16 protein-coding genes are annotated in these 15,396 nt (G+C 46.0%); 11 read left to right on the forward strand and 5 right to left on the reverse strand.

Annotation, left to right across the window (positions count from 1 at the left end; genetic code table 11):
• Positions 1-48 precede the first annotated feature (48 nt).
• Genes BUC05_RS03230 through BUC05_RS03255 form a run of 6 tightly spaced genes read left to right on the forward strand, consistent with a single transcriptional unit; the run spans position 49 to position 6,869 of the window.
• Positions 49-1,866, forward strand: a complete 1,818-nt coding sequence (locus BUC05_RS03230; RefSeq protein ID WP_011246790.1) for an IucA/IucC family protein — start codon at positions 49-51, stop codon at positions 1,864-1,866.
• Complete coding sequence (locus BUC05_RS03235) at positions 1,838-3,580, forward strand: IucA/IucC family protein (protein ID WP_050748973.1); 1,743 nt, start codon at positions 1,838-1,840, stop codon at positions 3,578-3,580. The genes BUC05_RS03230 and BUC05_RS03235 overlap by 29 nt, the downstream gene beginning before the upstream one ends.
• Positions 3,574-4,812 carry an AMP-binding protein gene (locus BUC05_RS03240; protein WP_011246792.1) on the forward strand — a complete coding sequence of 413 codons (1,239 nt, stop codon included), beginning with the start codon at positions 3,574-3,576 and terminating at the stop codon, positions 4,810-4,812. The genes BUC05_RS03235 and BUC05_RS03240 overlap by 7 nt, the downstream gene beginning before the upstream one ends.
• Entirely contained in the window at positions 4,809-5,075 is a 267-nt protein-coding gene (asbD, locus tag BUC05_RS03245; RefSeq protein ID WP_011246793.1) for a petrobactin biosynthesis protein AsbD, read from the forward strand. The genes BUC05_RS03240 and asbD overlap by 4 nt, the downstream gene beginning before the upstream one ends.
• The gene (locus BUC05_RS03250; protein ID WP_035204161.1) at positions 5,068-6,042 is read left to right on the forward strand and encodes a DUF6005 family protein; all 975 of its coding nucleotides are present in this window, start codon (positions 5,068-5,070) and stop codon (positions 6,040-6,042) included. Before asbD ends, BUC05_RS03250 begins: the two co-directional genes overlap by 8 nt.
• Complete coding sequence (locus tag BUC05_RS03255) at positions 6,039-6,869, forward strand: sugar phosphate isomerase/epimerase family protein (RefSeq protein WP_011246795.1); 831 nt, start codon at positions 6,039-6,041, stop codon at positions 6,867-6,869. The genes BUC05_RS03250 and BUC05_RS03255 overlap by 4 nt, the downstream gene beginning before the upstream one ends.
• A gap of 10 nt (positions 6,870-6,879) precedes the next feature.
• Here BUC05_RS03255 and BUC05_RS03260 read toward each other — a convergent pair whose 3' ends face one another.
• Complete coding sequence (locus tag BUC05_RS03260; RefSeq protein WP_041823808.1) at positions 6,880-7,425, reverse strand: D-glycero-alpha-D-manno-heptose-1,7-bisphosphate 7-phosphatase; 546 nt, start codon at positions 7,423-7,425, stop codon at positions 6,880-6,882.
• A 143-nt stretch (positions 7,426-7,568) separates the two neighbouring features.
• Here BUC05_RS03260 and BUC05_RS03265 point away from each other — a divergent pair, with 143 nt between their 5' ends.
• The 5 genes from BUC05_RS03265 (at position 7,569) to BUC05_RS03285 (ending at position 12,485) form a co-directional block, all read left to right on the forward strand.
• Positions 7,569-8,891 (forward strand): D-serine ammonia-lyase, encoded by a 1,323-nt coding sequence (locus BUC05_RS03265; RefSeq protein ID WP_011246797.1) that lies wholly within the window; start codon positions 7,569-7,571, stop codon positions 8,889-8,891.
• Between the two features lie 107 nt (positions 8,892-8,998).
• Positions 8,999-9,781 carry an exodeoxyribonuclease III gene (locus BUC05_RS03270; RefSeq protein WP_011246798.1) on the forward strand — a complete coding sequence of 261 codons (783 nt, stop codon included), beginning with the start codon at positions 8,999-9,001 and terminating at the stop codon, positions 9,779-9,781.
• A gap of 191 nt (positions 9,782-9,972) precedes the next feature.
• Positions 9,973-10,689: a YebC/PmpR family DNA-binding transcriptional regulator gene (locus tag BUC05_RS03275; protein WP_035204166.1), complete on the forward strand. Its 717-nt coding sequence runs from the start codon at positions 9,973-9,975 to the stop codon at positions 10,687-10,689.
• Positions 10,690-10,924: 235 nt separating this feature from the next.
• Positions 10,925-11,527, forward strand: coding sequence for a hypothetical protein (locus BUC05_RS03280; RefSeq protein ID WP_035204168.1), 603 nt, complete (start codon positions 10,925-10,927; stop codon positions 11,525-11,527).
• A 73-nt stretch (positions 11,528-11,600) separates the two neighbouring features.
• Positions 11,601-12,485, forward strand: a complete 885-nt coding sequence (locus BUC05_RS03285; RefSeq protein ID WP_035204169.1) for a DMT family transporter — start codon at positions 11,601-11,603, stop codon at positions 12,483-12,485.
• A gap of 46 nt (positions 12,486-12,531) precedes the next feature.
• Here BUC05_RS03285 and BUC05_RS21415 read toward each other — a convergent pair whose 3' ends face one another.
• The 4 genes from BUC05_RS21415 to BUC05_RS03300 all read right to left on the reverse strand — a co-directional run bounded on the left by BUC05_RS21415 (position 12,532) and on the right by BUC05_RS03300 (position 14,982).
• Positions 12,532-12,705 carry a hypothetical protein gene (locus BUC05_RS21415; protein ID WP_156323100.1) on the reverse strand — a complete coding sequence of 58 codons (174 nt, stop codon included), beginning with the start codon at positions 12,703-12,705 and terminating at the stop codon, positions 12,532-12,534.
• A gap of 171 nt (positions 12,706-12,876) precedes the next feature.
• Positions 12,877-13,212 carry a metal-sulfur cluster assembly factor gene (locus tag BUC05_RS03290; protein WP_011246803.1) on the reverse strand — a complete coding sequence of 112 codons (336 nt, stop codon included), beginning with the start codon at positions 13,210-13,212 and terminating at the stop codon, positions 12,877-12,879.
• 151 nt (positions 13,213-13,363) lie between these two features.
• Positions 13,364-13,480 (reverse strand): methionine/alanine import family NSS transporter small subunit, encoded by a 117-nt coding sequence (locus BUC05_RS03295; RefSeq protein ID WP_073304071.1) that lies wholly within the window; start codon positions 13,478-13,480, stop codon positions 13,364-13,366.
• A 2-nt stretch (positions 13,481-13,482) separates the two neighbouring features.
• The gene (locus BUC05_RS03300) at positions 13,483-14,982 is read right to left on the reverse strand and encodes a sodium-dependent transporter (RefSeq protein ID WP_011246804.1); all 1,500 of its coding nucleotides are present in this window, start codon (positions 14,980-14,982) and stop codon (positions 13,483-13,485) included.
• Positions 14,983-15,396 lie beyond the last annotated feature (414 nt).

Below are 15,396 nucleotides of genomic sequence, written 5' to 3' on the forward strand. Positions count from 1 at the left end.
AACATAATTGAGAATAAATCTCATTGGATTTCCAGAAGGGATGAAAACATGGCTCCATCAACGAAACATATTGCCGAAAGTGCGTCATTTCAAGCATTTGTAAACGGCTTTATTCGTGAGACGGGGGCAGGGTGCATAAAGGCATTAACAACTGTCGATGAAGTCGAATTACAACAAAAGATGCACGGCCCTTTCATCATGGAACTGCATTTGCCAATACAGAAAACAACGTTATGGATCGATGTGCCTTACAGGTCCCTTGTCGGCCGCCACACGTTTGGGGATGTTTTTCGAATTAAGCAAGGAGGAAAGTGGCAGCAAGAAGAGCCTTTTTCAGCCATGATTTTGCTTGTACAAGAGTTGCATGCACAAGCGAAATCAAATCCGGAAAAGCGAAGCTCTTGTTTTGAAGAATGCTTGTTGCGCATGATCGATAGTCTTCAAACGATGCACTCCTATATCGAAGTACGTCAAAAAGACGGGGGGGAACTATACGAAAGTAAACAATGTTTTATTGATTCGGAACAGTCGCTCTTGTATGGCCATTGGTTCCATCCAACACCGAAAAGTAGGCAGGGTATGGCTTATTGGCAACATTCATTATATGCACCGGAGTTAAAAGGACGGTTTCAGCTCCATTATTTTCTTGTCCACCATGACCTTGTTGAACACGGCTCGTTGCTTGAGAGCAGCGCCTGTGAATTGGTGGCACAAGACGTTGGCGCTCCGTCATTTCGAAATAACGATCAAAATTGGATTGTCTTTCCGATGCATCCGCTCCAAGCCCAATACTTGCTAAAGCACACTTCTGTTATAAAGGCAATGGAACAAGGGTTGATAAAAGACATAGGACCAGCGGGGAAGCTTTTTAGCGCAACCTCTTCGATACGAACGGTTACAAGTGAATCAGGAAAATGGATGTATAAGTTTTCGATTCCAGTAAAAGTCACCAATTCACTCCGATTGAACCGGCGTCATGAACTTCAAGCAGGAATGTTGGTAGCAACGTTGCTCCACCACTCGGAGACGCTCCGGATAAATAAGGGGTTTCACATGATCGGGGATCCAGCTTATATGACGGTACGTTTGCCTGGAATGGAAGAAAGCGGGTTTGAAACGATCATTCGTGAAAATCCGTTTCAAGATGGCGGTGCCGGCGTCACTTCTATTGCTGCTCTTACCCAAGATCCATTGCCTGGCTATGATTCAAAGCTTGCGGGCTTAATGAAAAAGGTCGCGGTGCGCGAATGCCTACCAGTCTCCACAGTTAGCATTCATTGGTTTAAACACTATATTGACGTGGCTGTTCGGCCACTTATCCATTTGTACGACGAACTTGGTTTGGCACTTGAAGCACATCAACAAAATAGCCTAATCAACATTTATAGCGGCTACCCGAGCGCTTTTTATTACCGTGACAATCAAGGCTATTACTTGGCAAATTCTTATAAAGACGCTCTGTTGGCAAAAGAGCCTAAATTAAAGGACGTCGATGGACTATTTTACAAGGACGCCCTCATTGACGACCGATTTGCGTACTATTTGATCTTGAACCAAGTGTTTTCATTAATCTGCCGTTTTGGTGTTGACGGTCTCCAGGAAGAAGCGGTTTTGCTTGAAGTGTTGCGTTCAGCGCTCGCTGAACTGGAGGTTACTTTAGTTGGAGCAGGCAAGCGTTTTGTACAAGGGTTACTGGGAAACGAACAGCTTGCTTGCAAAGCAAATTTACTAACGCGCTTCCACGATGTCGATGAACTAGCCGAAGAGTTAGAACAAGCGGTCTATACGTCAATCAAAAACCCGTTTAAAAGCACGGGTAAAAAAGAAGGTGTCGCCTATGCACATGCAGGCAGCGCCATATTCTAAGGCAGCGTTGCGGGTACGACGTCAATTGATGGAAGCGATCCTATTTGAAAAGTTGCTGGACGTCGAGGAAACGAATAAAAGCAATGGGGATACGGTATTTACCGTGTACGGTCGTTCGTGTTTGTTCCAATGCATAGGAAAGCGGTCTGCTTTTGGGCGGATTCGTTTGCGGCAAGGACCGTACCGACTCATAGGCGAACGCCAAGTGCGGCTGGCGAGAATAGAGGAAATCGTCAATGAACTGACTGCCGAAGAAACGAGAAAACAAGCGCTGATAGAAGAACTTTTCCAAACGATAAAGCTAAGTGATTGGAATGAAACGAAGCTTAGAAAGACAGTATCGAGAAGGGGATTGGCTTATGAACAATTGGAAGCAGCGCTAATCGAAGGCCATCCTTACCATCCTTGTTTTAAAGCACGAAAAGGGTTTTCGTTTGACGATCATGATCGTTATGGGCCCGAAGCTCAACAATCATTTCACCTTGTCTGGCTTGGCGTTCGCAAGCAAGACGCGATTGTCCATTATCCTCAGGAAGCAGGTTCCTTTTTGCAGCAGGAATTAGGCGCTCCCGTCTGGCAAGCGCTCGTAAAAGCATTATCTGAAGCGGGCGGCCAACTTAGTGAATACGAGTTCGTCCCTGTTCATCCGTGGCAATGGCAAGCGCTTAATGAACATTTGCTCCAACAAGCGATCAAAAGGGGAGACGTGTTGTACTTAGGCCAATTTGGCGACGCATACTGTGCGACTCAATCTTTAAGAACAGTCATGAATGTCGAGCATGGAACGAAAGCGCAATTAAAATTGCCGTTAAATGTCGTCAATACCTCTTCGGTTCGTACAATCCCGCCTCATTTGATTGCAGCGGCTCCAGCTATTTCCGTGTGGTTACAACGCATCATTGACAGTGACCCGTTTTTAAAAGACGAAATCGGCGTTGAGCGCCTAGCAGAGTATGCCGGGGTGGCGTACGAACCTAAAGGCAAACAATGGAACAAAGCGATCCTTGGCCAGATCGGTTGTATTTGGCGCGAAAGCGTTCCCTCCAAACTGAGGCCAGGGGAGCAGGCGATTCCAATGAACGCTTTACCACTGATAGAAGAAGACGGCGCGTTGTTTATCGCCCCTTTTATAGAGCGGTTTGGGATAGAGGCGTGGCTTATGCAGTTATTCAGAATAAGCGTAATCCCTGTAATCCATTTCCTAGCTGAGCATGGAATCGCTCTCGAAGCACATGGGCAAAATGTCATTCTTGTAACTGAAAAAGGGTGGCCAAAACGCGTGATTTTGCGTGACTTTCATGAAAGTATCGAATACAAAGAGAGTTTTGTGAAAGAACGTGCTTGGATCCCGCACTTTTCCACATTGCATCAAGCATTTCAATCAGGGAAAACCGACGAGTATTATTGGATGTCTTCCCTTGAAGCACTAAGGGAACTAGTGATGGATACTGTTTTTGTTTATCAGCTCACAGAACTATCGTGGCAACTGGAACAACATTTTCACTTTAGCGAGCAGCAATTTTGGTCATTGGTCGATTGCGTCATCCGTGATTACGCTGCCAGGGAACTCGTACCGCCAGAGCGTTTGCAAGCTTTACGGTTAGCTGCTCCTGTTATCGCTACAGAGTCACTGCTAACGAGCAAGGTGACAGGGAAGGAGAACTGTCGCCATTTGGTCAACAATGAACTTGGGAGGGAAAGCCGTACATGTTAACTGTAAACGATTGCACCTATACAAAAGATGATTTGAAGCGGTGCGAACAACAGTTTGCTATGCACTCCATCTGGAAAACAGCTGAACAATGGCGGATTGCTGTCTGCCCACAAGAAATTGAAAAATGGATTGCGCTCCTGTTATACGTCAAAAAAAGAGGCGGCAGTATAGTGCCGATCCATCCAAGTACGCCTCTTGCTGCAGCGAAGAAGATTGCTGTGCAAGCTCGTTGTGCTTACTTATTCTTTCATACGTTTGAAACGCCATTGACGCTCTCAAACCCGGTCAGCACCTTTCCTCCAGGGCTTGTCCAGTTTAGTTCAGGCACGACCGGGGTACCAAAACAATTGGAGCGCAGTTGGTCATCGATTGATGAGGAGCTAGCCGCTTACACCGAGCGTATGGCTCGTGTGGACGTCGATACGGTCGTGGTTGCCTGTCCAGTCACCCATTCCTATGGACTCATTAGTGGGGTGTTAGCCGGACTGTCCCAGGATAAGGAGGTAGTTGTGTTAACTGCGCAAAATCCAAAATATGTACTTAAAAAACTAACCGATTATCCCAACCATTTGTTGTATGGTGCCCCGCCACTTCTGTACGCATTGGCAAAGCTAAGCAATGGGGACACGCTTCAGGCCGTCATGACCTCGGGAACACGTTTGCCAGAGGAATGGTTTCAGTCAATCCAATCAAACAGCCAAATGCTGCTGCAACAATATGGTTGCTCGGAAGCTGGCTGTATTAGCATCGCTATGCCACTTCGTTTTTCTGAAGAATTGGGCGTGCCCCTTCGCCATGTACAGGCCAAAGCAGGGACGGCGAGAAACAATCCTAGCGAGATTCAAGTCACCATTGGCAGACGCACAATCAACACAGGCGATCTAGGCTACATCGATCAAGATGGAGCTCTTTGCTTTCGGGAACGACTGGACGACATGATTAATGTCGCGGGATTGAATGTTTATCCTCACGAAGTCGAACACGTATTGCGCGAACATCCTAGCGTAGAAGATGCGGTCGTCTATAAAAAGGCAGATTCCTATGCAGGAGAGCGTGTTTGCGCGCAAGTGTCTGCCAGAACGGAGACGTTATCCCTTCCTGAATTGCGGAGCTATTGCATAAGCCGGCTAGCGCCTCATCAAGTTCCACATGAAATGACCATTGTTGAAGAGATTGCAAAAAGCGCGAACGGAAAAGTAAGCCGCGTAAAGTTAGGAGAAGCAAAAGGATGACGAAAAAGGAAGCTATGGATGCGATTTACACGATTTTAGAGCATGAATTAAAATTGCCAACGCTTGAACAGTTTCATCAAGACGCGCGAATGAACGAAGATCTAGCGCTTGATTCCATTATGATTTTGCAGCTTTTGCTTGAACTAGAGATGAAATATGGCGTTGCCATCCCAGATGAGCACATTGATATAAAAGCATTTTACACAGTCGGCGCATTGGCTGCGTTTGTTGCCGACAAACAGGAAGAGCCGCTTTATGATTAAAGTCCACTGTTTTGTCAGTTGCATATGCGAAGTTCTTAAAAAAAGAGGCATTGACCATCGTCCTTATTATTTTGGTGTGTGGGATGCTGATTTTGCCATCGACGATTCGTATGCTTTAGCTTATCATTCCGAAACAATCGACCATTCCTTTTTGAAAAACTGGTATCGTCATTTGTACGGAATTGACATGCACGAGTGGTATAAAAAGGAGCAAACGAAAGAAGCCAATATCGCCAAGCTTGAAACGTTGCTTGAAACGAGGCCTTCTTTTCGCAACGTAATGGTGATGCTTGATTTGGCGCTTTTGCCAGAACGGGAAAATAAATTCCATCAAAAGCCGTTCCCTCATTATGTGCTGTTAGAAAAAACAGGCACGGAAAGCCAATGGCTTATGCTCGATCCCGACTACCGTTGGGAAGGCGTCATAGAAAAAGAGCGGATTTTAGAGGCGATCCGTTCCCCTGACGTAGGGGGTGGCTTTTATTTTGATGCGAAACAGATCCATCAGCCGACGCCAGAAACAGTCGAGGCCTATTTTCAAACATGTATGAAGTTGCATTCGAATCCTCTTACCGAAGGGGTGAGAACGATTGTTGAAGCCTATGTGAACGGAAGTGAAAAGGCGCGTTGTTCAGCGCTTGCCGTAGCTTTAAAACAGTTGCCTGTGCTGGCGATTCGCAAATATGCGTATGAACATGCGTTTGCTTACTTTTGGAAGGAACTTGGCTTTAAGGAAGCTGAATTTGAAGAGTGGTGCGATGAAATCGAGAAATTGGCGAAAGGCTATACGACGATTCATTACCGGGCAATGAAACTTTCTCGAACCAAACATGAGCGGGATTATCAAGCGGTGCTTGCTCAACTGGAAAAACAAGATCTACGGGAAAGGCGAATCAAACACAGGCTATACGATTATTTTAGGGAATGGCAACAATTACAAGAAATGGCTAGGGGGGTGAACGCATGAATGTGTCGATTTGTACCATTTCTTTTCGCCATGCATTAGTGTCGATCGACCAGCTTGCTGATTGGGCGAAGGCCCACGATGTCGATGGAATTGAATTGTGGGCCCCTCATGCCCGCCACTTGTTTGCCACTCCATCCTACAATGGCGACTGGCTTAAAAAACAGGGCCTGATCGTACCAATGGTAAGTGATTACTTTCCGCTTTATGAGGAATGGAATACATTAATAGAGGCTGCCAAACAGGCATCACGTCTATTGACGAGATGGAATACGAACCACATCCGCACATTTGCCGGTGCAAAGGGAAGCAAGGATACGACAAAAGCAGAACGAGCCTATCTTGTAAAACGGTTAGCTTGTCTTTGTGACTACTTTTTCGACAAAGGGCACTATGTGTTGGTTGAAACACATCCCCATACGCTATGTGATACAGTCCCATCCACGCTGCAATTGTTGGCGGAAGTCGATCATCCAGGGTTAGCAATCAATTTTGATGTCCTTCATGTATGGGAAAGCGGAGCGGATGTAAACGGTGCGTTTAAACAATTGCAGCCTCATATCCGCCATCTGCATGTAAAAAACATTCGCTCGCCAGAAGACTTAGATGTATTTGCGCCTGAAAATGTTTATGCTGCTGCCGGATCTAGAGAGGGAATGGCCGGGCTGTTTAATGGATGCGTTGATTATGAGTCCTTTCTGTCAGCGAATCAATTGGACGGCGTCAATGTATCGATTGAATGGTTCGGGAACGAACCGTTTCACGTGTTAGAGCAAGACTGCCAGCAATTAATGAAATGGAAAACAGTCCCCAATAGAGTGGTGCATTAGAAGAATTGCTTTAACGGGCCGCAGCTCTCTTTTGGGCAATGATCCATGGAACGGCGGCACGCAAGTCCGGGAAGCGTGCGTCTGCTTGGAAATCGTCCTCAGTGCGTGCATGAACTAAGACCGTTTGGCAGCCTGCCTTTTGGCCCGCGCGAATGTCTGGCTCGCGGTCGCCTACCATGACACTCGCGGGCAAGTCAACGTGATGTTTGTCCGCTAGTTTTTTGAGTAAATAGGCTTTTGGTTTACGGCAAGGACATCCTTCATTAGGTTTATGGGGGCAATAAGCGATATCGTCGATTGTTGCCCCTTGCGCTTTTAAGTCGGCCTCCATTTTTTCATGGATGCGCTCGAGCTTTTTTTCTTTCATGTAACCAAGTCCAATGCCGCCTTGATTGGTAACAACAAAGACGAGAAAGCCAGCTTTGTTAAAGAAGCGGATCGCTTCGGCCACACCATCCAGCAAGTGGAAGTCGTTTGCATCGTTAACGAATTTGACACGCTTGGATAATACTTCGTTAATGACTCCATCACGGTCTAAAAAAACGGCTTGTTTCAAGTTGATCCTCCCTTTCATGTTTTTAAATCCTCAGAAGTGCAAAAGTGTCGTTCCCATTTACGATGTGCATTTACAAACAGGAATATCCCGAGCCGGATTGTTCTTACATGTGCTAAAGTTAAAGAAAAAAGGAGGGGATAAACGTGGACATAGCAGGCAAAAACAGAGAGCAATGGTTGGCAGCTTACCCACTTTTACAACAAATTGTATTGACAAAGGAAGTGTGGTGGGCCAATCCGAACAGGCAGCCTGCTAGCGAAGGGCTAGCACGCCTTTCTTTAAAGGAAGAGGACGTGAAGGAAGCAGAACAGCGGTTGCGACGCTTTGCCCCATACATAGCAAGCGTGTTTCCGGAAACGAAAGGGGCAGGGGGCTTGATCGAATCGCCGCTTATCGACATTCCCACAATGAAGCACAAGCTTGACCAACGATTTGGCCAAAACGTGCCAGGCCGACTTTTGCTGAAAGGCGATCACGCGCTGCCTATTTCAGGCTCCATTAAAGCGCGGGGCGGTATTTATGAAGTGTTGAAACATGCGGAAAGCTTGTTGGTCGACCAACAAATTCTCACTAAACAAGACGATTATTCATTGATCGCCACTGACGCAGTCCAATCGTTTTTCTCGTCTTATGCCATTGTTGTTGGATCAACAGGTAATTTAGGATTAAGCATTGGCATCATTAGCGCAAAGCTAGGTTTTCGCGTGACGGTACACATGTCAGATGATGCAAAGCAATGGAAAAAAGACATGTTGCGAGAAAAAGGCGTGCGTGTGGTCGAACATTCCGCCGATTACAGCAAGGCAGTCGAAGAGGGAAGAAAAGAATCAGACGCCGATCCGAACAGCTATTTTATTGATGACGAACATTCAATTGATCTATTTGTAGGGTATGCTGTCGCTGCATTTCGCTTAAAAGAACAGTTGCAGGAAAAGGGAATTGCCGTCACAAAAGACCAACCGCTCCACGTCTATCTTCCATGTGGCGTTGGCGGCGGTCCTGGCGGGGTTGCTTTCGGCTTGAAGCTCGTTTTCGGTGACGCTGTCCGCTGTTTTTTCGCAGAGCCTACCCATTCGCCATGTATGTTAATTGGTATGTTAACTGGAAAGCACCAGCACATTTCTGTCCAAGACTTTGGAATCGACAACCAAACAGCAGCCGACGGTCTTGCGGTAGGGAGACCGTCTGGCTTTGTTGGCCGCATGATGGCTCCATTGCTTGAGGGCATCTACACAATCGCCGACCCGATGCTTTATACACTCTTGGCTGATCTCGCCGACGCAGAAGGCCTCTATTTGGAGCCATCAGCAGTTGCGGGATTATACGGCCCTGTACAGCTTGAAAAGAGAGGGCTATATACCGATGCAGCGACTCATCTTGTCTGGGCGACAGGAGGAAGCATGGTGCCTAAAGAGATCATGGAAACGGATTACCAACTAGGTGTCAACTTACGGACTGAGCAGTAGATTGAGTGCAAATACTCACGCCGAGGTACAGAAAGCAAAACGGTACTGGTTTTCTCTTATCTATGCTACACTGGGCACTGGATAAAGAGAGAGGGAGTACGACAACTATGAAATTCGTATCGTGGAATGTCAATGGCCTGCGCGCATGTGTAAAAAAAGGCTTTTTAGATTTTTTTCAACAAGTGGATGCGGACGTGTTTTGCTTACAAGAAACGAAGCTGCAAAAAGGGCAAATCTCGCTTGAGTTGCCTGGTTATGAACAATACTGGAACGATGCGGAGCGTAAAGGCTATTCAGGGACAGCGATTTTTACTAAACACTCTCCGCTGTCTGTCACATATGGAATCGGCGATCATTTTCCAGAGAACGAAGGGCGGGTCATCACCCTTGAGTTTGAGACCTACTATGTCGTAACGATGTATACCCCTAATGCCAAACGAGACTTAAGCAGGCTGCCATACCGGCTGCAGTGGGAGAAAGCCGCTAGGGAATACCTGACTCTATTAGCGACACAAAAACCAGTTGTCTTCTGCGGTGATCTCAATGTCGCCCACCAGCCGATTGATGTTCGAAACGACCGAGCGAATGTCGGCAATTCAGGTTTTACGGATGAAGAAAGAGCCGAGTTTGGCAAACTGCTGGAGGCAGGGTTTGTTGATACATTTCGCCATTTTTACCCTGATGATGAGGATGCCTTTACATGGTGGTCGTACATGGCCAATGTCCGAGCCCGTAACATTGGCTGGCGCATTGATTATTTCCTTATTTCCAGGGCGTTGATGCCTTATCTTGTCGACGCTTCTATTCATTCATCGGTTTTGGGCAGCGATCACTGTCCGATAGAACTATGCCTCGATTTGCAACCAAATGAATCATCGCGACCGTTTTAAAGCGAGTTGCTCGTGCTCGTGCAACTCGCTTTTTCGGTCTTCCTATCGATAGTGTGTCATTGCTGACAATGAAGAACACTGGGATAATTCGCCACTTCTGCTTATGCAAGTTGGTCATTATGCGTTATAATAACGTGGAGAACCAGCGCTTTGGCCTGGAATTGAATAAGGGAAAGAGAGTGGGTACCGCTATGGGCCGTAAATGGAATAATATTAAAGAAAAAAAAGCTTCTAAAGATGCCAATACAAGCCGGATTTACGCCAAATTTGGCCGTGAGATTTATGTAGCTGCCAGACAAGGAGAGCCTGATCCTGAATTAAACCAAGCTTTAAAAGCAGTACTAGAACGGGCGAAGACGTACAATGTCCCGAAGTCAATCATTGACCGCGCGATTGAGAAGGCGAAAGGCGGCTCTGATGAAAGTTATGAGGAACGTCGTTATGAAGGGTTTGGGCCAAACGGGGCGATGGTGATTGTCGACGCTTTAACAAACAATGTCAACCGCACCGCATCTGACGTTCGCGCTGCTTTTGGGAAAAATGGCGGGAACATGGGCGTCAGTGGTTCAGTCGCCTATATGTTTGACAGAGTAGCTGTGATCGGTTTTGAAGGAAAAACAGCCGATGAAGCACTAGAGATTTTAATGGATGCCGATGTTGACGCCAAAGACATCATCGAAGAAGATGACACGGTGATTGTTTATGCAGAACCAGACCAGTTTCATGCTGTCCAAGAAGCGTTCCGAAACGCAGGGATAGAGGAGTTTTCTGTGGCCGAGTTTTCAATGATTGCCCACAACGAAGTGACGCTTTCAGAGGATGTGCAAGCACAGTTTGAAAAAATGATTGACGCGATTGAAGACTTGGAAGATGTACAACAAGTTTTTCACAATGTTGACTTGGCTTAGGAGGGACAAGGAAGACTAACCATGGCTTTCTGCTGCCTAAATATCCTTTTAGGAGCATGCTGATTTACTGAGATGTCAGGCTATTAGTGGCGCCCGTTTCTGCTGATTGACGCTAGCGGAACGGGAAAAGCCATAGCCGTCGTGTTCTCTTCCCATACACGTTGCATTGTTGGTACCATTAACAGATATTTCGGAATAGGGGAGAATACCGAAAAATTTTTGGGGAGGAAACAAAATGAAAAAAAGCGCATGGTTTCTCATAAGCACATTGTTAACATTAGTGGCATGCCAATCAGAGGAAACAGGGATTTTGCCGAAAAAGGCATTGTCCGAATCGGAAGAACGGTATTTGCAAATCGGTACCACTTATTCGTTTTCCTTTGATTTAAGCAATGCTGGTCACCAAGAAATAGAAGAGCTAAGCTTTTATAGCAAACGGTATCAAGACGGTGAACCCGTAGAAGAAGACTCTAATGAGTTGTTCACACTGTTTTTTGACAAAGACACGCCTTTCTCGGCTTACGAAGAACTTACGTTAGCGATAAAGGAACAAGAATTGGATGAGACGTTATACTATACATGCTGGATAGAAGGTGTAGAGAAAGAAGGGGATCGGGTCATGTACTCGACTGGCCCTCTAGCAGTGCCTGCGCTTTCTGGAGTAGACGGGAAAGTGGCGCTAGAAGCAGAGCAGCTGGATTTGCAAATGGAAGATAATCCCCTTGTTTTGATCCATTCAGGCAACAGTGGCGCATCGAATTGGTATGAACCAAAGCAGCTTCAACAAACGATTGCCGACGAACAAGATGTGCTCGTTTTCGGCCTTATTTGGCATTAGGCAAGGACGGCTCAAAAAGAGCGTATGGCCTTATGATGATTTAAGACAAATAGAACGATTGGAGCGATGGACGATGCCGATGGCGATTGTGTTCGTGCTATGTGCTGCGATGCTATGGGGAACAACAGGGACAGCGCAAGCATTTTTAATTGGCGCCCATCCGTTAGTAGTGGGGGCTGCGCGGCTATTGCTCGGGGGAATGAGTTTACTCATGTTTGCTATTTTGACTGGCAAATCGCTAAATATAAAGGGGTGGCCGAAATGGCCATTTTTTGTGAGTATTGCGGCTATGGCTGCCTACCAACCATTCTTTTTTACGGCTGTGTCAATGACTGGCGTTGCGGCAGGAACCGTTATCGCCATTGGCAGTGCCCCAATAGTAGCAGGCTTGTTGGAGTGGGCCTTTTTTAAGCGGGTTCCAGGAAAGCGTTGGATGCAAGCAACAGCCTTGGCGATTGCCGGCTGTGTGTTGCTAATGACCGCTGGCGATCAGTCCGTAGTTGTGTCACCGCTAGGGGTTTTGTTTGCTATAGGGGCAGGGCTTTCCTTTGCTGCTTATACATTAGCAAGCAAAGGGCTTCTAGCCAAAGGGGAGCCTGAAGTCGTCGTCGCATTTATCTTTTCTTTCAGCGCGATCGTGTTGTTGCCAACGTTCTTTTTATTTGAGGTCAGCTGGCTGCTTCATTGGCAAAATGGGCTCGTTGTTTTGCATTTAGGCTTGCTTGCGACTGGCTTGGCCTACATGCTTTTTGCGAAAGGACTAAAAGAAATTCCAGGCTCTCTTGCTGTAACGCTTGCATTAGCCGAACCGCTTACTGCGGCCCTTCTAGGAGTCAGCCTTGTGGGGGAGTCGCTCTCTTTCTACTCATGGGGCGGCATTGCGTTGCTGTTGCTTGGCCTTTTGCTTGCTTCTATTGCGCCAAAACAAACACAGTCAAAACGGAGTATATCGCAGTAGGCGAAAAAAATAAGCAGGAGGGGGCCTGCTTATGAACGGTGTTCCTTTATGTTGTTCCCACTTTCAACACATGCCATTTGCCACTTTCGGTTAAACGAGCATGTACTTGTCGAGCCAATTCTTTTGCTGCCATCACATCAGTAAAAGCCTTGATGGGGCAATAGCGCTGGCTGTGAAGGACAGTTACCGAGCCGTCATGCAAACAAGCAAGGGTATACATATGGCCGACCTCCATTTGTTGTAGTGGATACAATGTTAGTTTGCTGCAAATGGCGGTTTAAGGCAATCTTTATTGCAAAGACTTTATTCTTTTTTAATTGTTGTCACATAACATGGGTCTTATTTCGCCCTGCAAAAGCCATATCTATCTTTTTAGGCGGAAAAGTACAGTTTAATCAGGAAGGCCGAGAGCAATTTTGGCGTAACGTGACATTCTATCTTTTGACCAAGGCGGGCTCCAAACGATATTCACATCAACTTTTCCAATCTCCCCAAGTTCTTGTAATTCGGAAAGGGCCCGCTTGACGTCCGCTTGAATTGTTCCTGCAAGTGGACAGCCCATGGTCGTTAGCGTCATTTCTACCGTAACGTTGAACTCATCGTCTAGTTCAATGCCATAAACGAGGCCGAGATTGACAATATCAACACCAAGCTCAGGGTCAATCACTTCTTCTAATTGCGCCATTACCCGTTCTTTCGTTTCGTTTCTTTCTTCTTCTGTAGGCATAAGCTCACCTCCGCTAGATGTTTCCTTCTATTGTACAGACGGACAAAGAATGTTACCAGCAATCTGCTTATGGGCTTAGTCTGTCCAAATCATCCTTCTTTATTGACCACGAAAAAAGACGGCGCAAAAGATGCGCCGTCCTCATACATGGCTAGTTTGTCTTTTTACGACGTTTGGAGACAATGTACGCATAGGCAATGCTTGCCACCATACCACCCCATAGAATAACCATACCAAGAATCATCATGACAATGGCGCTTCCACTCATTGTTAATCATCCTCCTTCTTATAGGCTTCCAATTTGCCAGGAGGCCATTTAATCAGGCTAAGTAAAAGGCCGACAACAAAAGCTGCCCCGGCAACGCCCCAACCTGAAATAGCTAAGAAAGAAAGGGGCATATCCTCATAAGGTGCGCGAATGTTATTAATGAACGCAAGAATGATATTGGCGCCAAGGACGAGGGGAGTAATAAACATTAAGCTGAATTTCCACCATGAGCCAATACGGAAATCAGATACTTCATTCATATGCCCTTGCAAGAAATCGAGCTTGCGCAAAATCCAAGCAACGATAATGACAGAGACAAGGCCAGCAAATGCAATGCCGAACTGGTTAATGAAGTTATCGACAGCATCTAACACGTTAATGCCCCCACGCGTCGCATACAACAACGAAATGATTGCCGATAAACCGCCGCCAACGATAACCGATTTCGTTCGTGATACTTTGAATTTGTCTTGTACGCCAGCTATATACGTTTCTGTAATTGAAATCAACGACGTAATACCGGCCAATACGAGGCATCCGAAAAACAAGACGCCGAACAAACCGTTGAATCCTGGCATCGTATTAATGATTTCAGGAATCGCGATAAAGGCTAGACCAATGCCGCTCGTTGCCACTTCTGCCACAGGAACACCGAGATTACCAGCCATAAAACCTAGCGTCGCGAAAATGCCGATGCCTGCAAGTAGCTCGAAGCTTCCGTTGCTAAAAGCAGTAATAAACGCACTATTGTTCAAATCTTCTTTCTTAGGCAAGTAGCTTGCATAAGTAATCATAATCGCAAAGCCGATTGAAAGGCTAAAGAAAATATGCCCATAGGCGGCAACCCAAACACCAGGTTGGGCTAACGCTTGCCAATCAGGTCGGAAAAAGACATCCAATCCATTGACAGCACCTTCTAATGTGAGGGCACGTACAACAATTGCTAAAAACATCACAACAAGTAAAGGAATAAAAATGCGGTTTGCCCATTCGATGCCTTTTTTCACACCAGCTAACATGATCACAAATACGCCTGCCCATACAACGATAAGCGGAATTAACACATTGCCATTCAATCCACCAAGCACACCAGCTTCAGTGGCTTCAAGGTAGTCCCCTAAAAAGAAACCTTGGGTGTCGCTGCCCCAACTTTGATTAAATGAAAACACCATATAGGACAGAGCCCAAGCGATAATAACCGAATAATATGTGGCCACAACAAAAGAGATCGCGACTTGCCACCAACCAAGCCATTCCGTCTTTTTATTGATGCGCGCAAATGAAAGCGGGGAAGATCCTCTGAATTTTTGGCCGATTGAAAATTCCATTAATAATAGCGGGATCCCTGCTGTAAGCATGGCAAACAAATATGCGAGAAAAAATGCGCCCCCTCCATTGTCATAAGCTACATAGGGGAAACGCCATATATTTCCCAACCCAATTGCGGATCCAATAGCGGCCATAATAAAGCCGGCTCTTGTTCCCCATTGTTCTCGAGCCAAGTGTACTCCTCCTTTTAAAAAATGATGAAATGTTTAAAAAACATTCTTCTCCAAGAGTCTACCGCTTCTGACTTCATTTGAAAAGATATTTTCTGAAAAAAATCAAAATAAATGGCTTTGGTTTCCCAAATTATCAAGCAACTGGGGGAGGGGTAGTGTCCGTTTTGACCGTCGGGCGGTTAAGAGAATACCGTTTTTTGTCAGTCCATTAGCTGACCTCCTCTATTTGTAATCGCTTTCATAACTATCGTGATTGAATAATGTCCATATAGAATCATACGAACTGGCAGTGCCGTTTATGAAAGATGGAGTGGGGATATAGACTTAAAGCTAGAAGAATTATTAAAAAAGATCTTATCTGTGTCAAGGACAGTAGCCAACAAGCCTATCTGTTTTTAATTTCCGATATGTTAA

Source organism: Shouchella rhizosphaerae (assembly GCF_900142675.1).
Taxonomy (GTDB): Bacteria; Bacillota; Bacilli; order Bacillales; family Bacillaceae_D; genus Shouchella; species Shouchella rhizosphaerae.